The organism is Pseudomonas sp. 21LCFQ02, assembly GCF_024129895.2.
GTDB lineage: Bacteria > Pseudomonadota > Gammaproteobacteria > Pseudomonadales > Pseudomonadaceae > Aquipseudomonas.
Genome location: NZ_CM178749.1, coordinates 5,549,475 through 5,572,765, shown reverse-complemented (window position 1 = coordinate 5,572,765; position 23,291 = coordinate 5,549,475). Strand labels below are relative to the sequence as shown.

20 protein-coding genes are annotated in these 23,291 nt (G+C 62.3%); 8 read left to right on the top strand and 12 right to left on the bottom strand.

Annotated features, from left to right (window positions below):
* Positions 1-98: 98 nt before the first annotated feature.
* On the bottom strand, positions 99-2,708 hold the full coding sequence (acnB, locus tag NJC40_RS25180; RefSeq protein ID WP_253141481.1) for a bifunctional aconitate hydratase 2/2-methylisocitrate dehydratase: 2,610 nt from the start codon (positions 2,706-2,708) through the stop codon (positions 99-101).
* A gap of 401 nt (positions 2,709-3,109) precedes the next feature.
* On the opposite strand from acnB, the gene NJC40_RS25175 reads away from it, so the two are divergent.
* Positions 3,110-3,580 (top strand): DUF1289 domain-containing protein, encoded by a 471-nt coding sequence (locus tag NJC40_RS25175; RefSeq protein WP_253141478.1) that lies wholly within the window; start codon positions 3,110-3,112, stop codon positions 3,578-3,580.
* A 14-nt stretch (positions 3,581-3,594) separates the two neighbouring features.
* Here the strand turns inward: NJC40_RS25175 and NJC40_RS25170 are convergent, their stop codons facing one another.
* Positions 3,595-4,458, bottom strand: coding sequence for a universal stress protein (locus tag NJC40_RS25170; protein ID WP_253141475.1), 864 nt, complete (start codon positions 4,456-4,458; stop codon positions 3,595-3,597).
* Between the two features lie 140 nt (positions 4,459-4,598).
* On the opposite strand from NJC40_RS25170, the gene NJC40_RS25165 reads away from it, so the two are divergent.
* The 4 genes from NJC40_RS25165 (at position 4,599) to NJC40_RS25150 (ending at position 8,729) form a co-directional block, all read left to right on the top strand.
* Complete coding sequence (locus tag NJC40_RS25165; RefSeq protein ID WP_045493401.1) at positions 4,599-5,210, top strand: MiaE family protein; 612 nt, start codon at positions 4,599-4,601, stop codon at positions 5,208-5,210.
* A 150-nt stretch (positions 5,211-5,360) separates the two neighbouring features.
* On the top strand, positions 5,361-5,849 hold the full coding sequence (locus NJC40_RS25160) for a MarR family winged helix-turn-helix transcriptional regulator (RefSeq protein WP_253141472.1): 489 nt from the start codon (positions 5,361-5,363) through the stop codon (positions 5,847-5,849).
* 72 nt (positions 5,850-5,921) lie between these two features.
* The gene (locus NJC40_RS25155) at positions 5,922-7,127 is read left to right on the top strand and encodes an HlyD family secretion protein (RefSeq protein WP_045493395.1); all 1,206 of its coding nucleotides are present in this window, start codon (positions 5,922-5,924) and stop codon (positions 7,125-7,127) included.
* A 63-nt stretch (positions 7,128-7,190) separates the two neighbouring features.
* Positions 7,191-8,729, top strand: coding sequence for a DHA2 family efflux MFS transporter permease subunit (locus NJC40_RS25150; protein WP_253141470.1), 1,539 nt, complete (start codon positions 7,191-7,193; stop codon positions 8,727-8,729).
* Between the two features lie 633 nt (positions 8,730-9,362).
* Here NJC40_RS25150 and NJC40_RS25145 read toward each other — a convergent pair.
* Positions 9,363-9,986 (bottom strand): TetR/AcrR family transcriptional regulator, encoded by a 624-nt coding sequence (locus NJC40_RS25145; RefSeq protein WP_045493389.1) that lies wholly within the window; start codon positions 9,984-9,986, stop codon positions 9,363-9,365.
* A gap of 133 nt (positions 9,987-10,119) precedes the next feature.
* Between NJC40_RS25145 and NJC40_RS25140 the strand changes: the two genes are divergently transcribed.
* On the top strand, positions 10,120-11,232 hold the full coding sequence (locus tag NJC40_RS25140) for an MBL fold metallo-hydrolase (RefSeq protein WP_253141465.1): 1,113 nt from the start codon (positions 10,120-10,122) through the stop codon (positions 11,230-11,232).
* Positions 11,233-11,256: 24 nt separating this feature from the next.
* Here NJC40_RS25140 and NJC40_RS25135 read toward each other — a convergent pair whose 3' ends face one another.
* The 3 genes from NJC40_RS25135 to NJC40_RS25125 form a co-directional block, all read right to left on the bottom strand.
* Positions 11,257-12,231: a 5-oxoprolinase subunit C family protein gene (locus NJC40_RS25135; protein WP_253141463.1), complete on the bottom strand. Its 975-nt coding sequence runs from the start codon at positions 12,229-12,231 to the stop codon at positions 11,257-11,259.
* Positions 12,228-13,100 (bottom strand): 5-oxoprolinase subunit B family protein, encoded by an 873-nt coding sequence (locus tag NJC40_RS25130; RefSeq protein ID WP_253141460.1) that lies wholly within the window; start codon positions 13,098-13,100, stop codon positions 12,228-12,230. The genes NJC40_RS25135 and NJC40_RS25130 overlap by 4 nt, the downstream gene beginning before the upstream one ends.
* Positions 13,101-13,169: 69 nt before the next feature.
* On the bottom strand, positions 13,170-13,928 hold the full coding sequence (locus NJC40_RS25125) for a 5-oxoprolinase subunit PxpA (RefSeq protein ID WP_045493378.1): 759 nt from the start codon (positions 13,926-13,928) through the stop codon (positions 13,170-13,172).
* Positions 13,929-14,053: 125 nt separating this feature from the next.
* Here NJC40_RS25125 and NJC40_RS25120 point away from each other — a divergent pair, with 125 nt between their 5' ends.
* Positions 14,054-14,971, top strand: a complete 918-nt coding sequence (locus tag NJC40_RS25120; RefSeq protein WP_253141457.1) for a LysR family transcriptional regulator — start codon at positions 14,054-14,056, stop codon at positions 14,969-14,971.
* A gap of 184 nt (positions 14,972-15,155) precedes the next feature.
* On the opposite strand, the gene NJC40_RS25115 is transcribed toward NJC40_RS25120, so the two are convergent.
* A complete protein-coding gene (locus NJC40_RS25115) occupies positions 15,156-16,025 on the bottom strand; it encodes a CAP domain-containing protein (protein WP_045493372.1) in 870 nt (289 codons plus the stop codon).
* Positions 16,026-16,135: 110 nt separating this feature from the next.
* Between NJC40_RS25115 and NJC40_RS25110 the strand changes: the two genes are divergently transcribed.
* Positions 16,136-17,089, top strand: coding sequence for a LysR family transcriptional regulator (locus NJC40_RS25110; protein WP_253141449.1), 954 nt, complete (start codon positions 16,136-16,138; stop codon positions 17,087-17,089).
* A 235-nt stretch (positions 17,090-17,324) separates the two neighbouring features.
* On the opposite strand, the gene NJC40_RS25105 is transcribed toward NJC40_RS25110, so the two are convergent.
* From NJC40_RS25105 to NJC40_RS25085, 5 genes are read right to left on the bottom strand one after another with little or no spacing between them, the layout of a single operon-like run.
* Positions 17,325-18,740 carry a lipid II flippase MurJ gene (locus NJC40_RS25105; protein ID WP_253141439.1) on the bottom strand — a complete coding sequence of 472 codons (1,416 nt, stop codon included), beginning with the start codon at positions 18,738-18,740 and terminating at the stop codon, positions 17,325-17,327.
* Positions 18,741-18,749: 9 nt separating this feature from the next.
* Positions 18,750-19,571 (bottom strand): acyltransferase, encoded by an 822-nt coding sequence (locus NJC40_RS25100; protein WP_045493363.1) that lies wholly within the window; start codon positions 19,569-19,571, stop codon positions 18,750-18,752.
* Positions 19,568-20,983 carry an O-antigen ligase family protein gene (locus NJC40_RS25095; RefSeq protein WP_045493360.1) on the bottom strand — a complete coding sequence of 472 codons (1,416 nt, stop codon included), beginning with the start codon at positions 20,981-20,983 and terminating at the stop codon, positions 19,568-19,570. Before NJC40_RS25095 ends, NJC40_RS25100 begins: the two co-directional genes overlap by 4 nt.
* Positions 20,983-22,083, bottom strand: coding sequence for a glycosyltransferase family 4 protein (locus NJC40_RS25090; RefSeq protein WP_045493358.1), 1,101 nt, complete (start codon positions 22,081-22,083; stop codon positions 20,983-20,985). The genes NJC40_RS25095 and NJC40_RS25090 overlap by 1 nt, the downstream gene beginning before the upstream one ends.
* Positions 22,074-23,291, bottom strand: coding sequence for a glycosyltransferase family 4 protein (locus NJC40_RS25085; RefSeq protein ID WP_253141435.1), 1,218 nt, complete (start codon positions 23,289-23,291; stop codon positions 22,074-22,076). Before NJC40_RS25085 ends, NJC40_RS25090 begins: the two co-directional genes overlap by 10 nt.

Here is a 23,291-nt window from a genome sequence, read left to right as displayed (position 1 = left end):
TAAAGCCGCTCCTACAGAGTTACGCGGTCGTCCGCAATAAAAGAGCATAAAAAAACCCCGCACAAGGCGGGGTTTCTTTTTAACGCAGGTTTACACCATCAAGCCTGAACAACCGGAATGTTGGCGCTTGCCGCCGCTTCACGGAACTCGGCGATCTGGTCGAAGCTCAGGTAGCGGTAAACGTCGGCAGACATGCTGTCGATGTCTTTCGCGTAGGTCATGTACTCCTCGACGGTCGGCAGCTTGCCGAGAATCGAAGCGACCGCAGCCAGTTCGGCCGAGGACAGGTACACGTTGGTCGCATCGCCCAGACGGTTCGGGAAGTTACGGGTCGAGGTGGAAACCACGGTCGAGCCGGTCTGTACCCGTGCCTGGTTACCCATGCACAGCGAGCAGCCTGGCATTTCCATGCGTGCACCGGCCTTGCCGTAGATGCCGTAGTAGCCTTCTTCGGTCAGTTGGTGAGCGTCCATCTTGGTCGGCGGCGACAGCCACAGACGGGTAGGAATGCCACCCTTGACCTTCTCGAGCAGCTTGCCGGCAGCGCGGAAGTGGCCGATGTTGGTCATGCACGAACCGATGAACACTTCGTCGATCTTCTCGCCCTGTACCGAAGACAGCAGACGGGCATCGTCCGGGTCGTTCGGCGCGCAGAGGACAGGCTCTTTGACGTCGGCCAGGTCGATTTCGATGATCTCGGCGTACTCGGCGTCCGGGTCAGCCGCCAGCAGCACAGGATTGGCAATCCACGCTTCCATCGCCTGGGCACGGCGCTCCAGGGTGCGTGGGTCACCGTAGCCTTCGCTGATCATCCAGCGCAGCAGGGTGACGTTGGATTGCAGGTATTCGGCGATCGGCTTCTCAGGCAGCTTGATCGAGCAACCGGCAGCCGAACGTTCGGCCGAGGCGTCGGACAGTTCGAATGCCTGCTCGACAGTCAGCTCGTCCAGGCCTTCGATTTCGAGGATGCGGCCGGAGAAGATGTTCTTCTTGCCTTTCTTCTCGACGGTCAGCAGGCCCTTCTGGATCGCGTAGTAAGGGATGGCGTGTACCAGGTCACGCAGGGTGATGCCCGGTTGCAGTTTGCCCTTGAAGCGCACCAGAACCGACTCAGGCATGTCCAGCGGCATGACGCCGGTGGCAGCGGCGAAGGCGACCAGGCCGGAACCGGCCGGGAACGAGATGCCGATCGGGAAGCGGGTGTGCGAGTCACCGCCGGTGCCGACGGTGTCAGGCAGCAGCATGCGGTTCAGCCAGCTGTGGATGATGCCATCGCCAGGACGCAGGGACACGCCGCCACGGGTGCGGATGAAATCCGGCAGGGTGTGGTGGGTGGTGACGTCGATCGGCTTCGGATAAGCCGCGGTGTGGCAGAACGACTGCATGACCAGGTCGGCGGAGAAGCCCAGGCACGCCAGGTCTTTGAGCTCGTCGCGGGTCATCGGGCCAGTGGTGTCCTGGGAACCGACGGTGGTCATCTTCGGTTCGCAGTAGGTGCCAGGACGTACGCCTTTGCCTTCTGGCAGACCGCAGGCCTTGCCGACCATTTTCTGTGCCAGGGTGAAGCCCTTGCCAGTGTCGACCGGCGCTTCCGGCAGCTTGAACAGGTCGGTTGGACCCAGGCCCAGTTCGGCGCGGGCTTTTTCGGTCAGGCCACGGCCAACGATCAGCGGAATACGACCACCGGCGCGGACTTCGTCCAGCAGCACAGGGGTTTTCAGTTCGAAGGTGGTCACCAGCTCGTCGCTGCCGTGACGGCGCACTTCACCTTTGTATGGGTAAACGTCGATGACGTCGCCCATGGCCAGGTCGGTGCAATCGAATTCGATTGGCAGAGCGCCGGCGTCTTCCATGGTGTTGTAGAAGATCGGAGCGATCTTGGTGCCGAAGCAGAAACCGCCAGCGCGCTTGTTCGGCACGTAAGGGATGTCGTCACCGAAGAACCACAGCACTGAGTTGGTTGCCGACTTACGCGACGAACCGGTACCGACCACGTCACCGACGTAGGCGACAGGGAAGCCTTTGGCTTTGACTTCTTCGATCTGCTTGAGTGGGCCGATGGCGCCTTGTTGCTCAGGCACGATGCCGTCACGGGCCATTTTCAGCATGGCCAGGGCGTGCAGCGGGATGTCAGGGCGTGACCAGGCGTCCGGGGCAGGGGACAGGTCGTCGGTGTTGGTTTCGCCCGGGACCTTGAACACCGCCAGGCTGTACTTCTCGGCGATGGCTGGCTTGTTGGTGAACCACTCACCGGCCGCCCAGGATTCCAGAACGGCCTTGGCGTGGACGTTGCCAGCCTTGGCTTTCTCGGATACGTCGTGGAAGGCGTCGAACATCAGCAGGGTGAACTTGAGCTGCTCGGCAGCCACTGCGCCCAGTTCGGCATCATCCAGCAGGTCGACCAGGGTGGCAATGTTGTAGCCGCCCTGCATGGTGCCCAGCAGTTCGGTGGCACGCTTGCGGTCGATCAGCGGGGAACTGGCTTCGCCCTTGACGATGGCAGACAGGAAACCGGCTTTGACGTAGGCCGCTTCGTCAACGCCTGGTGGAACGCGGTTGGTGAGCAGGTCAACGAGGACTTCTTCTTCGCCAGCCGGGGGATTCTTCAGCAGCTCGACCAGGCCTGCGGTTTGTTCGGCGTTAAGCGGCTGAGGCACGATGCCTTGGGCGGCACGCTCTTCGATGTGTTTACGGTAGGCTTCAAGCACAGTATTACCCTCATCAGTGGTCCCATCTTGGGGTGTCCGGGACGCTCATCCAGAAATCATCCGCACCCTGCGCGCCGATGCTTTTTGAGCACTTTGGCCAAGGGTAACGGCAATTCCTTACGAAGCTGTTTTCAAAGTTTTACGCCTGCAGACCGGCTGGGTGGGGCGGTCGGGCGGCCATTCGTGATGAGGGAATGGCCAGACGACACCGGGCTGCGGGAAAACTTGACTGTGCTCGTGACGCTTTGAAAACAGCTTCCGACGGACATTGCGCCTTTAAAAGGCCCGGTGATTCTACGGCAAAACTTCGCACAGTGTAAGTTAGGCCCTACATCTTGAGGGGTGACCCCTGTTAGACAAAGGGCTAACATGGCCGCTCGTTCCACCAGTCGTTGCCCGTCATGCCCGATCAGATCATCAAGACGCCCTGCGTCGGCCTTTGCTCCACCGTGTTCGGTGACCGGGTATGCCGGGGCTGCAAGCGCTTTCATCACGAGATCGTCAATTGGAACAGCTACGGCGAAGCCGAGAAGCGCGCCGTATGGCTGCGTCTTGAGCAGTTGCTGGTCCAGGTCATGACCGCCAAGCTCGAAGTCTTCGATGCTGACAAACTGCGCTGGCAACTGACCCAGCGCAAGATCCGCTTTGTTGCCAATCAGTCCGAATATTGCTGGGCCTATCAACTGATTGCCCGCGGTGCACGGGTCATCACCAACGTTGAAGCCTACGGTTTCGTGCTGTTGCCGGAGTTCCGCTACTGGACCCTGCCGGACCTGCGCGATGCCATCGACCGCGAGTTCTTTCTGTTGTCCGATGCTCATTACGAGCGCTACATCGCCCCGTCTTTTCTGCGCGACGCGCTCGGCGCCTGATTATTCTGATGCTCTCAGGTCTGGGCCAGCAACGCCTCCAGATGCTCGACGATGGCTTCGGTCTTGAGCACCAGCACATCACTTTCCAGCGCATCGAGTACCACCTCGGCGGTGTTACCGATCAACGCGCCGGCAATGCCGGTGCGGGCCACGGTGCCGATCACCGTCACGGCGGCGCCGAGCCGATGCGCCAGATGCGGAATCTGCACATCGGCAGGGCCTTCGGTAATGTGCAGCCGTTCGTCGGCAATGTCGAAGCGCTGCTCAAAGTCGACGCATTGTTCGCGGTAGCGCGCTTGCAGGCTGCCGTCGCCCTGATTGGCCGGGTCGGCTGCTGACAAGGATGGCGCCGGGTATGAGCTGATGACGTGCAGCTCGCCTTTGGCCAGGCTGGCGATGGCGTAACCGTGGTCGACAATCGACTCGTGCAGGGCTTTGTGTGGCTCGTCTGCGTTGCCGACATCCACGGCGGCCAGCACCACCGCGCCGCTCCAGGGGCGCTCACTCTTGACCATCAGCACCGGGCTTGGGCAATAACGCAGCAGTTTCCAGTCATCGGGGGTGAGCAGGGCCTTTTTCAGCGGGTTGTCGGGCCAGTGGCGTTTGATCACCAGTCCGCAGCCTTCAGCCTGTTGCGCCTTGATGATGGTCTTGTAGGTCGACCCTTGCCAGTCCTGCTGGGCGCTGGCGGTGAACCCTTCGGCGTGCAGGTCGCGCATCAGCTCGTTGAGCTGCTGGGTATGCGGGTGCTTGCTGTCGCAGATCAGCACGTGCAGATGAGCCTGGGTGACCCCGGAAATCTGGCGGGCACGGTTGAGTGCCAGGTTATCGGGACGCTCGGGGTCGATCACCACCAGAATGCTACGGATCGATTGCATGAGGTTTTGCTCCTCAATCACGACGGTTCAAACACAACCACTGCCATGACTATAGTCCGCCTGTACTTGGCTGCGGGCTGGCGTGCATGAAACAGGCGCTCGTATAATGCCCGGCTTTGTCCCGTCGTCCTCGTGAGCCTATGTACCCGATCCCTGAAATCGAAGCGTTCCTGTTGTGTCGTACCCCTGATGCCTGGGTGCAAGCGGCCACGCGCAATCTGGATATCCTGCTGATCGATCACGCCAACAACGAGAAAAAGGCAGCGGGCGCTGCGTTTCAGTTCATGTTCCAGTACAACGACAAGTTTGACCTGCAGGCCAAGATGTCGCGCCTGGCCCGAGAAGAGCTGCGTCACTTCGAACAGGTCATCAGCCTGATCCGCAAACGCGGCATCCCCATGGCTAACGTCAGTTCGGCGCGCTATGCCGGCGCGTTGCGCAAGCTGGTGCGTAACCACAACCCCTATCGCCTGACCGATGCGCTGATTGTCGGCGGCATCGTCGAGGCGCGCTCCTGCGAGCGTTTTGCGGCGCTGGTGCCGCATTTGGATGAGGAGCTCGGCAAGTTCTACGCCAGCCTGCTCAAATCCGAGGCGCGGCATTTTCAGGACTATCTGAAGCTGGCCTACCTGTACGGCGACAAGGACGATGTCGATGCCAAGATCGAAGAGGTCCGCCTGGCCGAAAAAGACCTGATTGAAAGCCCGGACGAAGATTTCCGTTTTCACAGCGGCGTGCCCGTCGCGGCCTGACGCGTCAGGCACCCCCCTCACAGAACGACCGGCTGACAACCGGTCGTTTTTTTTCGGGCGTTGATAAGCAAGCTAACGAATAGTTTGACATTAGCTGCTCAGGCAGTAATATTTTGAAATAACTGCCTAGGCAGCTTTTAGGGTGATCCTTTGAAACATTTCTCGGCGGACAACTTCGATTCCAGTCTTATCGGCTTGCTGGTCGGGCGTACTAACGCTCTCAAAGACCGGATGCTCGACAAGTACCTGCTGCCTCATGACGTGACATTCGCGCAATACAAGGTGTTGATCATCATTGCCCAGTTCAGCTCTGACACACCGGTCGAGTTGTGTCGGCACCTGTCGCTGGACAGCGGCTCGATGACCCGCATGCTCGACCGTCTGGAGCACAAGGGGCTGGTGGTGCGCAGTCGCTGCGCCAGCGACCGGCGTCAGGTACGGCTGGTGCTCAGTGACAAGGGCCAGCAATTGGCCGACCTGCTGCCGAGCATCGCCGCCGACGCGATGAATGACACCTTTGCGGCACTGGACAAGGACGAAGTCGACACCCTGCAGCGCATCCTCACCAAGCTGCTGGTGGCCGCCGATGACCACATCACCCTGACGCGCCTGAGTTTCAAGTCCGCACCCGGACCGTGACCTGCCGCGCAACGCTCATGGTTTGCGCCAGAGCCCCCGGCCTTTAACTGTTTTGCTGACAAGGTAACCATCATGGCGACTCCCGCTGCTGAATCTTCATCCACTGCCACCACCAAGGATCAGGCTTCCGGCAAGCGTAAAGTGTTGCTGCTGGGGCTGGCGGCCCTGGTGGTCGCCGGCGGCCTGGGTGTCTGGGCCTGGCATGAACTCTATGGTCGTTGGCAGGAAAGCACCGACGATGCCTACGTCAACGGCAATGTGGTGTCCATTACTCCGCAGACCACCGGCACGGTGATCAGCATCGGCGCCGATGACGGTGACCTGGTGCGTGAAGGGCAGGTGCTGCTCAGCTTCGACCCCAGCGATGCCGAGGTCGGCCTGCAGAGCGCCGAGGCCAATCTGGCCCGCGTGGTACGTCAGGTGCGGGGACTGTACAGCAATGTCGATGGCATGAAGGCGCAACTGGCAGCCCAGCGTGCAGCGGTGCAGAAGGCCCAGGACAATTACAACCGGCGGCGCAGCCTGGCGAGCAGCGGGGCGATTTCTCAAGAAGAGCTGTCGCATGCCAAGGATGATCTGATCAGCGCGCAAAGTGCTCTGAACAACGTGCAGCAACAACTGGCCAGCAGCGTGGCGCTGGTCGACGATACGCACGTTTCTTCGCACCCTGACGTCAAGGCCGCCGCCGCGCAGTTGCGCCAGGCCTGGCTGGCCAATGCACGTACCACGCTGGTGGCGCCGGTCACCGGTTATGTGGCCAAGCGCAATGTGCAATTGGGCCAGCGTATTCAGCCCGGCACCGCAACGATGGCGGTGATTCCCCTCGACCAGCTATGGATTGATGCCAATTTCAAGGAAACCCAACTGGGCAAGATGCGTATCGGCCAGCCGGTAGAGATTCGCGCCGACCTGTACGGCAGCGACGTGACCTATAGCGGCACCATTGACAGCCTGGGTGCCGGTACCGGCAGTGCCTTCGCCTTGCTGCCGGCGCAGAACGCCACCGGCAACTGGATCAAGATCGTCCAGCGGGTGCCGGTGCGCATTCATATCAATCCTCAGGAACTGGCCGAACACCCGCTGCGCATTGGGCTGTCGACCACCGTTGAGGTCAACCTGCATGACCAGAACGGCCCGGTCCTGGCCCAGCAGCCGCCCAAGCAGCCGAGCTTCAGCACCCAGGTGTATGACCGGCAACTGGCCGATGCCGATGCGCGAATCGCCCAACTGATCCACGACAACAGCGCTGCGGCCAGCAAAGCCACCGCGCAGCGCTGATCGAAAGATCCCCATGCCCCGGCCAGCCGGCCGGGGCACCGTTCATGTGTCAAGGGATTCGCGATGAGTCAGAACGCTCCCGCTTCATTCACCCCGCCGAGCCTGTTGCTCAGTACCATCGGTCTGTCGCTGGCGACCTTCATGCAGGTGCTCGACACCACCATCGCCAACGTCGCGCTGCCGACCATTTCCGGCAACCTGGGGGTCAGCTCCGAACAAGGCACCTGGGTGATCACCTCGTTTGCGGTGAGCAACGCCATCGCCTTGCCGCTGACCGGCTGGCTGAGCCGACGGTTTGGCGAGGTCAAGCTGTTCATCTGGGCAACGTTGCTGTTCGTGCTGGCCTCGTTCTTGTGCGGTATCTCGCAGTCGATGCCCGAGCTGGTGGGCTTTCGGGTATTGCAGGGGGTGGTGGCCGGCCCGCTGTACCCGATGAGCCAGACCCTGCTGATTGCCATCTACCCGCCGGCCAGGCGCGGCATGGCCCTGGCGCTGCTGGCGATGGTCACGGTAGTGGCGCCGATTGCCGGACCCATTCTGGGCGGCTGGATCACCGACAGCTACAGCTGGCCGTGGATCTTCTTTATCAACATTCCTATCGGTTTGTTCGCCGCCTTTGTGGTCAAAACCCAGATGGCCAGGCGGCCGGTCAACACCAGCCGCCAGCCGATGGATTATGTCGGCCTGATTACCTTGATCATTGGTGTGGGCGCTTTGCAAGTGGTGCTCGACAAGGGCAACGACCTGGACTGGTTCGAGTCGGGCTTTATCGTCATTGGTTCATTGATCTCGCTGGTCGCCCTGGCGGTGTTCGTGATCTGGGAAATGACCGACCGCCACCCCATCGTCAACCTGCGGCTGTTTGCTTACCGCAACTTTCGCATCGGCACCCTGGTACTGGTATGCGGCTATTCCGGGTTTTTCGGCATCAACCTGATCTTGCCGCAGTGGTTGCAGACCCAGATGGGGTATACCGCCACCTGGGCCGGCCTGGCCGTGGCGCCGATCGGCATCCTGCCTGTGTTGCTGTCACCGTTGGTGGGCAAATACGCGCATCGCTTCGACCTGCGTCTGCTGGCCGGGCTGGCGTTCCTTGCCATGGGGCTGTCGTGCTTCATGCGTGCAGGGTTCACCCACGAAGTGGATTTCCAGCACATTGCGCTGGTGCAGATGTTCATGGGTATTGGCGTGGCGTTGTTCTTCATGCCTACCTTAAGCATCCTGCTCTCGGACCTGCCGCCGCAGCAGATCGCCGATGGCTCGGGGCTGGCGACCTTCCTGCGCACCCTGGGCGGCAGCTTCGCCGCGTCGCTGACCACCTGGATCTGGATCCGCCGCGCTGATCAGCATCATGCGTACCTGAGCGAAAATATCAGCAACTACGACCCGGTCACCCGCCAGACCCTCGACAGCCTCGGCGGCGCCGGGCCACAGGCCTACGCGCAAATGGAACAGACCCTGAGCAGCCAGGCCTACATGATGTCCACGGTGGACTACTTCTACCTGCTGGCGTGGATCTTCATGGGCTTGATCCTGCTGGTCTGGTTCGCCAGACCACCGTTCACTGCCAAGGCTGCGCCGCCGGGGGGCGGCGGGCACTAATCTTTCGACTTGCATCGTCGCGGCGTTAGTCGCGATGCATTCCTGAAGGTTGATGGTGCTTGATCGGCCGCCGTGTTTCGTCCTGGCGGACGACCCCCTTTGTTTCGGCAAAGGGGGGAAACCATTGCGACAGGTTTGGCCCCGCCTTGGGGCGGGGTACCCTCATTCCAGCACCGCTTCGGGGGCCGCCACGAAGGGCCGTCCATGGCCCTTATTTCCCCCTACGCGGCGCTTGCATTCGGCCTGCACCAAACGTCGCGATCGTCGGCGCCTGCAAGACCGCATTTCAAGAGCAGCAGTGTCCGGCCTTAATTTGCCGTTGCCGTTGCTTTTGATCTTCGAGCCGAACTGGCACAGACGACGCAAATCGCGACTTGGGTGCAGGCCGAGGGTAGGCGTCGATTCGGGGGAGAAACCGACATGGATGTCGCTGCTCTTGATATGAAGGGCAGGTGCGCTGGGCAGGGGTGCCCATGTCTCCGTACACCCGTCAACCATGTGTCCGGTCCATACACCAAGACAAAAAGAACTCGCCCAGCAGGGCGAAACCTGCAGCTCAGGCAACTCGATGAAGGATTTTCCATCGCTCTAAAGGCCAATTCGCGGCTAAAGCGGATCGCCGCCCGGCCGCTCCTACAAAACCTGGCCCCGCAGCTCATACCAGCCCAGAAACATATCCAGCGCCGACTCCACCACCTCGTGTTGTTTGTCGGCACTGAGCAGCGGCGCATTGAGAGTGATCTGCGGCCAGAAAGCGAACGACTTGAGCAGGGCATGGATCTGGGTAGCCGCGAACTCCGGCTCCAGCGGCTTCAGCCGCCCGTCCTGCTGGGCGGCACGAATCCACACCGTGAACGCCTCTTCACGCTCGTTGAGGCGATTGACCCAGGTCTGGGCGCGATCCGGTGAATGAATGGTGGCGCCAAACGCCACCCGCGCCAGATCCAGAAAGTGCGGGTCATTGAGGGTCGCCATCTTGCCCTTTAAAAGATCGCGCAACTGCTCGCGCAGGCCGCGCTCGCTGCTGTAGCTGGCGTCCGGTGCCGGTGCTGCGCAACTCCACAGGCGCCGGAGAATTTCGGCGAACAGTTCTTCCTTGCTCGGGAAGTGGTTGTAGACCGTACGCTTGGACACCTCCGCTCGCGCCGCGATCCGGTCCATACTCGTGACCTCGAAGCCCCGGTCGCGAAACTCGGCGATCGCCGCCAGGGTAATGGCTTCGCGTTTCTGGTCGGTGAGGCGTACGGGGGCGGTCATAGGTCGGCTTCAAACGTGCGTTTAGAGAAAATTACACTCGGCAGTTTACTTGTCTGCATCATTCCTGCAAGCTTAAAACTACACCGTGTAGTGTAATTGTCACGTGAAACCTGCTTCCAGGAGCCCGCGCATCATGGCCAAGACCCACCGAAACCCGGACGTCTCCAGCTTGCCCATTCTGTCTCGCGAACAGGGACGCTACCGCAACCATGCGCCGATGAAACCGCTCAGCCTGCTACGTACGCTGCGGGTGTTCTGGGATCAGGCGTTCAACAAACCGGCCGGCACCCGGCCTGCCGGGCAGATTCCGCTCCAGCCGCTGTCGCGCCAGCAACTGCTGGCGGCACCGGACAACAGTGTCTATCGGCTGGGTCACTCCACGGTGTTGCTGAAACTGCGCAACCAGTTCTGGCTCACCGACCCGGTGTTTGCCGACCGCGCCTCGCCCGTGCAATGGGCCGGCCCCGAACGCTTTCACCAGCCGCCGATCAGCCTGCAGGATCTGCCGCCGCTCAAGGCTGTGATCCTTTCGCACAACCATTACGACCACCTCGACCGCATGAGCATCAGGGCTTTGCAGGAAAAGACTGAGTATTTCCTGGCACCGTTAGGTGTGGGCGATACCCTGGTGGAGTGGGGGGTGCCGGCCAGCAAGGTTCGGCAACTGGACTGGTGGCAGTCCACGCAAGTGGCCGGCATCGAGTTCGTCGCCACGCCGTCGCAGCACTTTTCCGGGCGCAGTCTGTGGGATGGCAACCGCAGCCTGTGGTGTTCCTGGAGCATTCTCAACGGCGAGCAACGCATCTTCTTCAGTGGCGACAGTGGTTACTTCGAGGGTTTCAAACGCATCGGCGAGCAGTATGGGCCGTTCGATCTGACCCTGATGGAAACCGGCGCCTACAACGTCGAGTGGCCGATGGTGCACATGCAGCCCGAAGAAACCTTGCAGGCGCACAAGGACTTGCGCGGGCGCTGGCTGCTGCCGATCCATAACGGCACCTTTGATTTGTCGATGCACACCTGGCACGAGCCTTTCGACCGGATTCTGGCGCTGGCCTGGGAGAACAACGTCAACATCACCACCCCCATGATGGGCCAGCCGTTTTACCTGCAATACCCCAGTCGTGGTGATACCTGGTGGCTGGAAGTCGATGAGGCCGCGCAGCCCCAGGCACAAATGCCTGAGGCTTCGGCACGCAGTCAGGACTGTCGCGGACGATGCGTGGGACGTCGGCAGAGTGCCTGACACCCGCGCAGTCGTTGCCGGGGCTCAGGATGGGAAGAGTTGCTCCAGACAGGCCAGGCGTTTTTTCCACGAGCGCCGCGCCTCCAATGCCTGCTCCAGAGTCACCTCGACAAAGCGCGCCTTCTGGTTCGGTTGCATCTGGCCCACCAGGTCCAGGTCGGCGCTGATGACCGTGCCGATCATCGCGTAGCCGCCACCGGACACCGCATCGCGGTGCAGGATGATCGGTTCCAGCCCGGCCGGCACCTGGATCGACCCGATGGGGTAGCAGCTGTCGACAATGTTCGACGGATCGGAACCGGCGCCAAACGGTTGTTCGCGAGGCTCGAAGCTCAGTGCACTGCTGCCTTTGAAGCGATAACCGATACGGTCGGCTTCGGAGCCGACGGTCCAGGAGTCGGCAAAGAAATCTCTGGCGGCGGTTTTGCTCAGCCGGTGGTAATACAGGCCCGGTACCACGCGCAGCACCACTTCACCGCCCAAGGTCTGGCGCAGCGCCATGGGCAAGCTGGCGCCAGGTCGGCCCTTGCCGTGCTCCGCACCCAGTGCCAGGCGGTCGCCAGCCATCAGGCAACGCCCGGCGAAACCGCCCAGTGCGCCCAGGGTATAGGTGGCGCGGCTGCCCAGCACCACCGGCACATCGATGCCACCTGAAACCGCCAGGTAAGCCCGTGCGCCGGCGGTGGGAAAGTCGAAACGCAGCACCTGACCGGCCTTGACCGCAAAAGCGGTATCGGGATGCATGGGCTGGCCATCAAGACGCGGCATCATCTGCGCGCCACACACCGCCACCAATGCATCGCGCTCGAATTGCAGTTCCGGTCCGACCAGGGTGCACTCCAGCCCGGCGCTATTGGCCGGGTTGCCGACCAGCCGGTTGGCAGCGCTCAGGGCATACTGGTCCAATGCGCCGGAGGGCGGGATACCCAAATGGTAGTAACCCTCGCGGCCGAGGTCTTGCACGGAAGTGGCCAGGCCGGGTTTGAGGACCTTGATCATGCCTGCACCTCCAGCAGCGTCTGTGGGTAGCCGGTCGGGTCGGCGAGAAAGGCGTCCAGTGAAAACTCCACCGGGCGAATACGCAGATCGAAATGCCCGGCCTCGACATCGGCCACCGCCTGATCGTAGGTCTGCCGGTCAATGGGTTTGAACTGCACGATGTCACCGGGGCGGAAGAACACCATGTGCTCTTGCAAGTACGGCAATTGCTGTTGTGGATCGTAGATCGGCGCCGGGGTCACGCCAAACATCTGGTAACCGCCCGCCCCGCGCACCGAATAAATGCAGGCAAAGCAGCCGCCGTGACCAAGGGTCAGTTTCGGTGTGTCGGTGCGGGGGCGCAGGTACTTGGGCACCTGGAGCTGGCGTTGGCGTTCAACCATCTGGAACATGAACGGCAGACCGGCGACGAAGCCGACCATCGAGACGAACCAGGGCGCGCCGCTGTGGGCCGCGATAAACGCCTCGGTATCGGCCAGGTTGTTGATGCGTGCCGCGTACTCAAGGTCGGTGGCATCCGGGTCCTGGTGGCGGTCACGAAAGCGCATCAGCGTTTCATGGGTCCACGGGTCGTTGTACAGCACCGGAATTTCGATGATTCGCGTGTGCAGACTGCGCTCGGCCACGGCACCGGCTTCGGCACCTTTGACGGCGTCGAGCAGGGTGTGTGGGGCAATCCGGTCCGGGTCGAAGCGGATCTGAAACGAGGCGTTGGCCAGACAGACGTCGAGTACGCCGTCCAGCTCCAGACGTTCCACCGCACGGGTAATTGCCATGCCCTTGAAAAACGCTTCGAGCGACATGCTCTCGCTGACTTCCGCAAACAGGTGCTCGTCGGCACCAAAGCTATAGCGGATCGGTTGGTCCATGCATGTTCCTCCTGGAATGATTGAGCGCAAGGTCGCATGCCAGATCTGGATATCTGCCAGCGTGCCGGTTCAGCGCGGTGATCTTACCTGTATGCCTGCCTCATCGAGCATCTGCCGGATGGCTTCAGCCAGGTCCAGCGCGCCGGGCGTATCGCTGTGCAGGCAGACCGAATCAAACGAAACCGCCAGGTCTTGACCTTCGACGGTGCGCACCAGACCTTGCTGGCAGGCGCGCAGCACCCGTGCGGCAACCACCGCCGGATCAAACGCACGCACGTTGCGGGTGAATACGATCGAGCCGCTCAGATCATATTCTCGGTCGGCATAGAATTCGCGCACCACTGGCTGGCCGAGCTCTTGCGCGACCCGATGAATCACCGAGCCGGGCAGGCAATACAGCAGCAATTGAGGTTCGAGGCGCTGCAGGTTTTCGACCAACAACCGTGCGGCCTCCTCGTCGCGGGCCAGGTGCATGAACAGCGCGCCATGCGGCTTTATGTGCTGCAGGCCGACGCCCTGAGCGCGGGCGATTTCCCGCAGTGCGCCCAACTGATAGAGCATGTCGTCGACCAGTTCCTGAGCCGGGGCATTGATGTGGCGGCGGCCGAAACCCACCAGGTCTCTGAAGCCCGGATGGGCGCCGATGCCCACGCCGAGGCTTTTCGCCCGCTCGACCGTACGGCGCATGGTGCCGGGGTCGCCAGCGTGAAAACCGGTGGCGATATTGGCGGAACTGATCAGTGCCATGAGTTCGTTATCGACCCCATCGCCAATGGTCCACGGGCCGAAGCTCTCACCCATGTCCGAATTGAAGTCCACTGACTGCATACAAATTGCTCCCTGTCCTTGTGAGTGCATGGCTGGCACGTTAGATTTTGCAGCGCCCCCTTGGGAAGATTTATTAATAGAGGGGGTGTCATCTGAAAAACAGATAGCTAATGCCGGGAGGCTGAATGTCTCTGACCTTGCGCCAGGTGCGTTACTTCGTCGCTACCGCAGAAATCGGGCAGATTTCCCAGGCCGCCATACACTTGAATATTTCCCAGTCGGCGGTCACCACGGCGATCAAGGAACTGGAAAGCATGCTCGGCACCTTGCTGTTCCAGCGCTCGGCCCAGGGCATGAGCCTGACCGACGCCGGCCGGCACTTTCTCAATCATGCCTACGTGATTCTGCGCAGTGTCGATGATGCGTTGAGCAGCCCGATGCCCAATGCCTGTGCCAAGGGGGTGTTGAATCTGGCTGCCAGTTACACGGTGATCGGTTACTTTTTGCCCCACCACCTGCAACGTCTGGAACAGCTGCACCCGGCCGTACAGATCAAAGTGCATGAGCGCGAGCGTCAAGCCATCGAACACGGGCTGCTCGACGGCTGTTTCGACATGGCTGTGGTGCTGACCGCCAACCTTACGCACCCCGATATCGTTTCCGAAACCCTGTTCAACTCCGAGCGCCGACTGTGGGTGCCGAGCCGTCATCGGTTGTGCGAGCAGCCGCTGGTGAGCCTGGCCGATATCGCCCACGAGCCGTTTATCTTGCTGACCGTCGATGAGGCTGAAGAGAGTGCCATGCGTTATTGGCGCCAGGCCCGGCAACAACCCGATGTGCGGGTGCGGACCAGCTCAGTGGAGGCGGTGCGCAGCATGGTCGCCAATGGCAGCGGGGTGGCGATTCTCTCGGACCTGGTGCACCGCCCATGGTCGCTGGAGGGCAAGCGCATCGAGACCCGGACGGTCAGCGACGGGGTGCCGCCGATGAGTGTCGGCCTGGCCTGGCACCGCGAACGGGAATTGAGCCCGGTGATGCAGGTGGTGCGCACGTATTTCAATGAGGCGTTTCTGGCTCCGCAGAGTATGGCGGTGCGGCGCTAACAGGCTGTTGAAAAACTACCTGCTGGCTGGGCGCCGACGGCGCTACGCGCGCCATTGCTGCGTTAAAAACAGGCTGGAACGCCAGCCCGGTCAAATGCTCATTTACAACCCGTAAACTGCGCTTGCTCGCCTGTTTTTGCCTTGCACTGGCTGCCTCGCCTACGTTTTTCAACGGCCTTCCAGATTATTCGCTGACGTTACCCGAAGGCGTGCCGAACAGCGCGGTCCAGTAGATGCCGGCATCGCTTTTCGGATCGGCGGCGTAGGCCGCGCCGACTTCGCGATAAGCCGGATTCATCAGGGTTGCGCAATGGCCGGGGCTGGCCAACCAGCCGTCGACCACCTTGCGTGCATTATCCTGGCCTGCGGCGATGTTTTCTCCCACTTGCTGGGCCTGATAGCCCGCCAGCTCGACCCGGTCGCCCGGGGTATCGCCATTACGGCCTTTGTGATCGAAAAAATTATTGTTGGCCATGGCGCGGCTATGGCCCTCTGCGGCACCGGCCAGGCTGGCATTCCAGGCCAGCGGCTGGGCTGCATCGAAGGCCTGGGTACCGCACTGGCGGGGCTGGCTGCGAGCGGTGTTGACGAAGCTCAACAAGGCCTGTCCTTCACTCTGCCAGTCGCGCAACCGTGCGGTCAGCAGTGGCCGAGCCAGAACAATGCGCCAGTCGCGACCTTCACGGCTCACGCCTATATCGACAAACTGCGGATCAAGTACCACCTGGCAGAAACTCTCGCGCACCGCCTGCATGGCGGCATCGGCATCCCGCGGGCCGGACAGGGTGATGGCCTGTACAGTGACCATCGGGTAAGAGGCGCGGGTCATGGCTTGCTGCAGATCGCTGGTGTTGCTCACCGGCATGATCAGACGCGGGTCGGCCGCCAGCGGCGGTAGCTCGGCCGAGGCCTGATTACCACAAGGCTGAACCTGGCTGCGGTAGCTGTTGATCGCCTCCAGCAGGCGGGTTTCTTCGCCGGCGTTGGCCATGGCGCTGAACGACAGGCTCAAAGACAACGCCGCAAGCGGCACTACAGTGGATATCAAGCGCATGACGTTCTCCATTCAGCACACTGCACATGATGCGCGATTTGCGTGGCGGGAGCGACCCGTCTGGCTTGTGCTTCGCGTTATCATCACCGCCTCTGACAACGGATGATGCCATGCTGCTCCCGGATCTTAATCTTTTGATCGCACTTGATGCCTTGCTCGAGGAGGGCAGCGTGGTCGGTGCGGCGCGGCGCATGCACCTGAGCCCGGCGGCGATGAGCCGTACCCTGACGCGCATTCGCGAGGCGCTGGGCGATCCGGTGCTGGTGCGCGCCGGCCGTGGGCTGGTGCCCACGCCCAGGGCGCTGGCCTTGCAAGCCCAGGTCCGCGAACTGGTCGAACAGGCTGCGCAAGTGTTCCAGGCCCGCGACGAGGTCGACATGAGCACTCTGGAGCGCTGCTTCAACGTGCGCTCGAACGACGTATTTTTCGGCTCGTTCGGTGCCCGCCTGATGGATGCCCTGCGTGAAGACGCGCCAGGCTGCACCTTGCGCTTTGTGCCCGAGGGGGCCGATGACGACGATGCCTTGAGGGAAGGGCGTATCGATCTGTATATCGCCTCACGGCGTAACTTCGGTCCCGAAATCAAGGTTCAGAACCTGTTCACTTCGAGGTTTTGCGGCCTGGCGCGCGAAGAGCATCCGATCTTTGCAGGTTCTATTACCCCGCAAAGCCTGGCTGCCTACGACCATGTCAGCGTGTCACGCCGCGGCCGTGCCCGTGGTCCGATCGATACGGCCCTGGCGGCGTTGGGCCTGCAACGGCGGGTGGCATTGATCACCCCGCATTTTCACTCGGCGATCTTTGGTATTGCTGACTCCGATCTGTTGTTGCCGTTGCCGGAGCCGGTGATCTGGGGCCTGCAAACCATGGGCCTGCGCATGCGCGCCTTCGAACTGCCGCTGGAGCTGGAACAAGTGGTGGTCATCCAGGCCTGGCATCCACGGTTCGATAAAGACCCGGCCCATCGTTGGCTGCGCCAGACATTGAAGCAGATCTGTTCGGGGTATCAGGGCAAGCCGGTAGCCGCTGCGGGAAAAATAGAAGCGACTGATTCTGCGGGGTAATGCCGATCAGTTTAGGGAACAGGCTCCCCATTGCCGTTGCCGTTGCCGTTGCCGTTGCCGTTGATCTTTGAGCCGAGATGGCACAGACGCCGCCGAACGCGACGATTGGCGCTGGCCGAATGGAGGCGCCGCAGAATTGGGTGCGAGGCATGGATGCCGATCAGTTACCGCGATGAAGGATTTTCCATCGCCCGAAGGCGCGCCGCGTGCAAACCTGATTGCTCTGCAACCGGTTTTAACCAAGATCCGCCCGCCAGGGTTTAAGCCACAGTGCCATACCCGTCAGCAACAAAAATCCATACAAGGTACTGAGCCCCAGTTGCAGCGGCACCGACTGCAAGGGATGTAACAGCAGCGCGGCAACGCCCATCGCCAGCGCTGCCAGCGGCCAGTGGCTGCGCCATGGCGCGACCTGGCCAAGCCCTTGGCGGCGTAACAGCAAGATCCCGGTCAGCAGTGCGCCGCCCAAGGCAGCCAAAGCAATTCCCTCAACGCCCAACCACCACGGCAACAGCCCCAGCAGCAGCGCGTTGCACAGGCTGCCGGCCAACTCGCAACCGAGCGGCAGACGGGTATCGCCGCCTGCGTAGGCATAGCGCGCCAGCAAGGCATTCCAGGCGTTGAACAACAGCGGCGTGGCAAACCAGGCCAGTAGTTCCGGTAATGGCGCCGCGTGGGTCTGTTGCGGCAGCAACAACACCACCAGCGCGCCGGCTGCGCCGATCAACCCGGCCACGGCCGGCAAGGTCAGCAAGGTGGCGCTGGCCAGCCCGCGGCGCAGCAGCGCCAGGCGTTGTTGACCGGCGCTGCCACTCATCAGCCCCAGCAGCACCTGGTTCAGGCTCATCAGCGCAATCAACGGCAGGTTGATCAACTTGCGCGCCAGGTTGATCCAGGTCACTGCACCTTCGCCCAGCAGCGAGGCGACCATCCGCTCCAGTAACGCCAGGCCCTGACTGGCCAGGTTGCTGCCCAGCAACGGCCCCATCCGTTGCAGTAACTCGCGCAGTGCGCCGGGCTCTGCGTCGCCGCGCCACGGTCGCCAGCCCAGGCGATACAGGCTGGGCAGCAACACCCCGGGCATCAGCAGACTGCCCAGCAGGCAGGCGCCCGCCACGCCATCGGGCGTTGCCGCCTGGCCCATGATCGCCAGATACACCACCGGCGGCAGGTTGAACAACAGCGAACCCAGCCCGGCCAGGACAAACCTTGCGCTGGCCTGCAACGGCACGCACAGCAATCCATGCAGGACAAAACCCGGTGCGCACCAGGCCAGCCAGTGCAGGCTGCCGGCTGCCTGGTCATAGGCTCCGGTGTCCAGGCCCGGCCCGATCAAACGCACCCACAACCCGGCACCCAGACTCAGCAAACCACTCAGTAGCAACGCGGCCAACAGCAGGTGGGTAGTCAGCGCTGCCAGCCAACGGCGTTGCTGCTGGTCGTCACGCTGTTGATAGAGCGGCAGGGCGGCGGCGCTGAGCAGGCCGCCGGCCAGTGACATGCGCAGGGCTTCGGGCAGGAACATCGACACCAGAAATGCATCGCTCTGGCTGCCAGCCCCCCAGGCCGCCACCAACAGCCACTCGCGGGCAAAACCTGCCGCCAGGCCGGTCAGGGTGGCCAGGGTCAGCCACAGGGTCGAACCGAGCATTGCGGCGGGTCAGTGGAACAAGGTGAACAGGCCTTTGCCGCCCACCTTGTAATTGAGGTTGCGGGCGCGCTCGCCTTTGATCTCGGCATTCGGCCCGCTGACGATGGCGTAGGGCGGGATCGGTTTGGAGACCACGCTGGCCCCGCCCACCACCGCACCTTCCCCGATGTCAGCGCCGAACGAAAGCAGTGCGCGGCTGCAGATCCAGGCGTAGTCGCCAATCCATACCGGCCCGCCGACCGCCCAGAACTCCGGCTCTTTCAGGTCATGACCGCCGGCGATGATCAGCACATGAGAGGCGATGGTGACGTGGTCACCGATGATCAGCCCGCCGCGGGCATCCAGCTGACAGTGCCAGCCCACGGTGCTGTCATTACCGATGCGCAAGCTGTCCACGCCGAGAATTTCGGTGTTGCGCCACACGGTGGAGCCCTTGCCGATCTTGGCGCCACCCAGGCGCAACCAGGCCAGGCGCAGATGATGGCTGGGCAGCTTGCAGATGAGCATGTTGTAGAGCTGCTCCCAGACCCGCAGCATGCGGTCGCGCAGGGTCGGCCAGTTGATGCCGTACAGCGGAATCAATGCGCCGTGCATCTCACTGGCCAGCAGGCGATAGAACCGCCGTGCCAACGGATGCTCGATGCGCGGCTCGATATTCAGGTAGCAGATGAACGACAGCGTGGTGTCTTTGACCTGGGTCTCGAAACACACCTCGTTGGCCAGCATCCATTCATAAGCCGCTTGCAGATCATCAAGGCTGACGCCCATTTTCTCGGCGTATTCGGGCAGGGCCTGTCGCAGATTGTGCGAGTGCATCAGGCGATGTTTCATGGGCGCTCTCCCTGTTCGGGTCTGGCAACGTGGGATTTGAATGAGGCGATGGCCTGTTGGTGCAGGCGCCGGTTCTCGTGCAGGCTGATGCCGACGAACAGCCAGAACAGCGCACTCAGGACCGGTGTGAAGCTGAAATAGTGGTCGAACAGGCCGCTGAACAGCGCCGCCAGCACGCCGCAGGTGGTGCCCAGCGCAATGCAGTTGTCAGCGGTCAGCACGATAGGGCCCTTGGCCGGCCGCACCTGCTTCCACCAGCTTGTGGTGATGGCAATGAACAGCAGCATGCCCGGCAGGCCGAGTTTGTAGACGAAGTTCAGCCACAGGTTGGAAATCCCGAATTCGGTGTAGTTGAGTACCGGCGGGTCGACCTTGAAGCCGATGCCGAACGGAAACATGGCCACGGCATCAGGGAAGTGGCTGTACTCCAGAAAACGGATCGCGGTACTGACGTCATCGTCGGAGAACAGGCTCATGATCCGGTCTTGCAGCGGTGGATAGAGCAGCAGCAATGCAGTGCCGGCAAACACCCCGCCGAGCAGGATGCGCCCCAGGTGCGGGATGCGTCGGCGGGCCATCCACAGCATCACCGCGACCAGGCTGATCAACGCCCCCCGCGAGCCGGTCAGCAGCAGCCCGATCACGCCGAGTACGGCAACGGCGAGGGCGATGCTGCGCGGGCCGCCGCTGCGGCTCAGGCCGTAGCAGAACGCCAGCGGCAACAGCATTGCCAGAGCGCCGCCGGCCACGTTAGGGTGCATCCAGGGTGAGCCCATCCGGTCAGCCAGCGCCAACAGGCTGCTATTGAGTACATCCACGCCGCTGTAGCCCAGTACGCCGAGGATCGGGATCATCGCTGTGGCACTGCGCTCGGCAAGAAACACCGGAATCGACATCAGCAACATCGCCAGGGTGCCGAGCATCAGGCACATGATCAGTTGCTCCAGAGTCTGGCGCTCGAGCAGCAGCCGCGGCACCAGAAACAGGATCGACAGATTGAACAGCCAGCGCACCCAGTTGATCGGCCCATTGCCCTCGGCCACCACTGAAACCTGACCGACCAGAAACGGAAAGGCGCTGAACAGCATCAGCATCAGCAGCAGCCGCTCAGTGCGCTGCATGGGCGGGCGCTTGGGCTGGTCGAAGAACATCGCCTGCAACAGGTAGCTGGCCCAGGTCAGCATGATCATCGCTTCGGAAACCGTGGTCCGCACGCCGATCTGGATGGTGGAGTAGGGGATGAAAGTGCCCAGCACACAAAACAGCAGCAGGCCCAGGGTCGGGCGGCGGATCACCGTGACGACCGAGGCCAGCCCGGCCAGCACCAACAGCACCATCGGCACCGGTGCCAGCCAGATCAGCAGACCGATGAATAGCGCCAGGATCAGCCCGACGGGCAGGGCAATGGGCATTAGCGCAACTCCTCCAGGGCCGCGTGAATCCGCTGCCTGAATGCCTCGCGGCCATAGCGCCCAGCCCAGTCCTTGAGCGGCTGCGAGTCTTCGCTGGCGGCACTGGCGAGCACGCCCATCAGCCGAATCAGTGCGTCAGAGTCAGCGGGCGCAAAGCGCGGGCTGTCGGGCGGAGTGATTTCATCCAGCGAACTGCCGCTGGCCACCGCCACCGGCGTGCCGACCCTCAGCGCCTCGATCACCGGCAGGCCGAAGCCTTCAGCCCGCGATGGGTGCCACAGGCGTTCGGCCTGCTGATACACGGCATGCAACTGGTCGTCACCAATCCCGCGCAGCACATGCAGGCCGGCCAGGCTGCGCTGATTGGGATGCAGGGCGTCATCACCGCCGACCAGCACCAGCTCGGGGATGTTCGGGTAGCGCCGCCGGGCGGTCTGCCAGGCTTCGACAAACCAGGCCATATTCTTGCGCGGCTCGCGGGTACCGACGCATAGCCAATAGCGCTCGGGTAACTGCAAGGCGCTGATATCTGCCGGCTCCCCGGCAAAACCCTCAACCAGGTGCGGCAATACCCGCAGCTTGCCTGCCACCCATGGGAACAATCGCAGGGTCTCGTTGGCGGTATACTGCGACGGCACCCAGACCTGATCGGCAACCTTTAATGAGTGGATGATCGAAAGCCGGTCGGTGAACCGGTAGACCCGCGCCTTCAGTTGTGAGCCGTGGTGGTTGTTCTCGGTTAACTGGAACAGGTCGTGCAATTGCAGCACATACTTCAAGCCTGGCGGCTTGCGGCCCAGCGGCAGGCCCATGTTGATATTGGCGACATACAGCTGCACCTCGGCGTCGCGCAGCGCGCCAGGCAGAAACAGCCCTTCGAACTTGAACCGCTCAGGCAGGCGATGCACCGAGTCGATTGGCGTTGACCAGCGCGGGGCATGCAGGCGCCGACGCACCGGGTGGTCGCTTGGCGCCACGCCGAACAGTTGCAGGCTGGAGCCGGGATGGCTGCGCAGCGCATCTTCCAGAGCGAAATTCTGGCGGCCGATGCCGCTGACGGGATAACCCGCAGCGGCGCGATAATCGAGTCCTATACGCATGGGCGCACTCCTGGCGTCGGGGGCGTAAGCCGGGTGTAAATCCCTTCGAGCTGGGCTGCTGAAACCGACCAGTCGTGCCGCGAGCGCACATAGTCGCGGCCGGCCTCGCCGATCTGTGCCAGGCGCAGCGGCGTGTCGAGGTAGTCGGCGATCAGTTGCGCCAGCATTTGGGGGTCTTCACTGCCCAGATAATGTTCCTGGTGCCTGACCGCCAGGCCCGAGACACCTTGGGCAGTGGTCACCACCGGCAGGCCGGCGGCCATGGCTTCGAGGATTTTCAACTTCGAGCCGCCGCCCTGGCGCAGCGGCGCGAAGAACAGCGTCGAGCGGCTTTGCAGGGCGCGCAGGTCAGGAACGTAGCCCAGCCATTCAAGGCGCGGGTCAGGCCATTGTTCGCGCCATGCAGCGGGCAGGGCGAAGCCTGCGATGGTCAGCCGCACGTCGGGCTTGAGCGCCCATACCCGGGGCATGATGGTGTCCAGCGCCCAATGCACGGCGTCGACGTTCGGCGCATATTCATAGTTGCCGATAAACAGCAGGTTGCTGCCCTCGCGGTCGGGATGCACGCTGGCGTAGTAGCCGCAATCGACACTGTTGACCACGATCGACACCGGTTTGCCACTGAGCCTGGACAGCGCCTTGGCGTCAGCTTCGGTCACCGAGATCAACTCGCTGGCCTGCCGGAACACCCGGGTTTCCCAGCGCCGGTAACGCCAGCGGTCGTACCAGGTGAAGGGCGCCAGCCAGCCGGGCAGTTTGTCGTAGCTGGCTGCACCGAGCGCCGATTCGACATTGTGTTCGGTGAGAATGAACGGCTTGCCGCTGCGCTTGAGCGCGGCTTCGAACGGCTGGAAGGCGTAGGTGTGTTGAATCTGGATCACGTCCCAGTGTTCCTCCAGCAGGGTTTCGAACGCCTGCTCCAGTTGCGGCGCGTAGCCGTTGACGCTGGCCAGCATCGGCACCGGCGCCAGGCCGACGGCCAGCAGCGTGCGCAGGCTGCGCAGCGGTCGACGCGGCAGCACGATCAGGCGTTCCAGCCAGGGTTCCATGGCCTGTCGGCAGTCTTGCTCCAGGGCGGTCTTGGATTGCACCAGCAAGGTAATCCGGTGACCGCGCGCAGCCAGGTTGCGCAGCAGGTGATATTCCCGGGTCTTGCCGCCACTGGTGGTCGGCCACGGCAGATAGGGCAGGGTCCAGAGGATGCGCAT

Excerpts from the sequence above, each read along its gene's own strand:
- NJC40_RS25155 (WP_045493395.1), top strand. The coding sequence starts at position 5,922 with ATGGCGACTCCCGCTGCTGAATCTTCATCCACTGCCACCACCAAGGAT.
- NJC40_RS25150 (WP_253141470.1), top strand. The coding sequence starts at position 7,191 with ATGAGTCAGAACGCTCCCGCTTCATTCACCCCGCCGAGCCTGTTGCTC.
- NJC40_RS25140 (WP_253141465.1), top strand. The coding sequence starts at position 10,120 with ATGGCCAAGACCCACCGAAACCCGGACGTCTCCAGCTTGCCCATTCTG.
- NJC40_RS25175 (WP_253141478.1), top strand. The coding sequence starts at position 3,110 with ATGCCCGATCAGATCATCAAGACGCCCTGCGTCGGCCTTTGCTCCACC.
- NJC40_RS25125 (WP_045493378.1), bottom strand. The coding sequence starts at position 13,928 with ATGCAGTCAGTGGACTTCAATTCGGACATGGGTGAGAGCTTCGGCCCG.
- NJC40_RS25095 (WP_045493360.1), bottom strand. The coding sequence starts at position 20,983 with ATGCCCATTGCCCTGCCCGTCGGGCTGATCCTGGCGCTATTCATCGGT.
- NJC40_RS25135 (WP_253141463.1), bottom strand. The coding sequence starts at position 12,231 with ATGATCAAGGTCCTCAAACCCGGCCTGGCCACTTCCGTGCAAGACCTC.
- NJC40_RS25130 (WP_253141460.1), bottom strand. The coding sequence starts at position 13,100 with ATGGACCAACCGATCCGCTATAGCTTTGGTGCCGACGAGCACCTGTTT.
- NJC40_RS25100 (WP_045493363.1), bottom strand. The coding sequence starts at position 19,571 with ATGAAACATCGCCTGATGCACTCGCACAATCTGCGACAGGCCCTGCCC.
- NJC40_RS25115 (WP_045493372.1), bottom strand. The coding sequence starts at position 16,025 with ATGCGCTTGATATCCACTGTAGTGCCGCTTGCGGCGTTGTCTTTGAGC.
- NJC40_RS25105 (WP_253141439.1), bottom strand. The coding sequence starts at position 18,740 with ATGCTCGGTTCGACCCTGTGGCTGACCCTGGCCACCCTGACCGGCCTG.
- NJC40_RS25090 (WP_045493358.1), bottom strand. The coding sequence starts at position 22,083 with ATGCGTATAGGACTCGATTATCGCGCCGCTGCGGGTTATCCCGTCAGC.
- NJC40_RS25165 (WP_045493401.1), top strand. The coding sequence starts at position 4,599 with ATGTACCCGATCCCTGAAATCGAAGCGTTCCTGTTGTGTCGTACCCCT.
- NJC40_RS25120 (WP_253141457.1), top strand. The coding sequence starts at position 14,054 with ATGTCTCTGACCTTGCGCCAGGTGCGTTACTTCGTCGCTACCGCAGAA.
- NJC40_RS25145 (WP_045493389.1), bottom strand. The coding sequence starts at position 9,986 with ATGACCGCCCCCGTACGCCTCACCGACCAGAAACGCGAAGCCATTACC.
- NJC40_RS25170 (WP_253141475.1), bottom strand. The coding sequence starts at position 4,458 with ATGCAATCGATCCGTAGCATTCTGGTGGTGATCGACCCCGAGCGTCCC.
- NJC40_RS25085 (WP_253141435.1), bottom strand. The coding sequence starts at position 23,291 with ATGCGCATCCTCTGGACCCTGCCCTATCTGCCGTGGCCGACCACCAGT.
- NJC40_RS25110 (WP_253141449.1), top strand. The coding sequence starts at position 16,136 with ATGCTGCTCCCGGATCTTAATCTTTTGATCGCACTTGATGCCTTGCTC.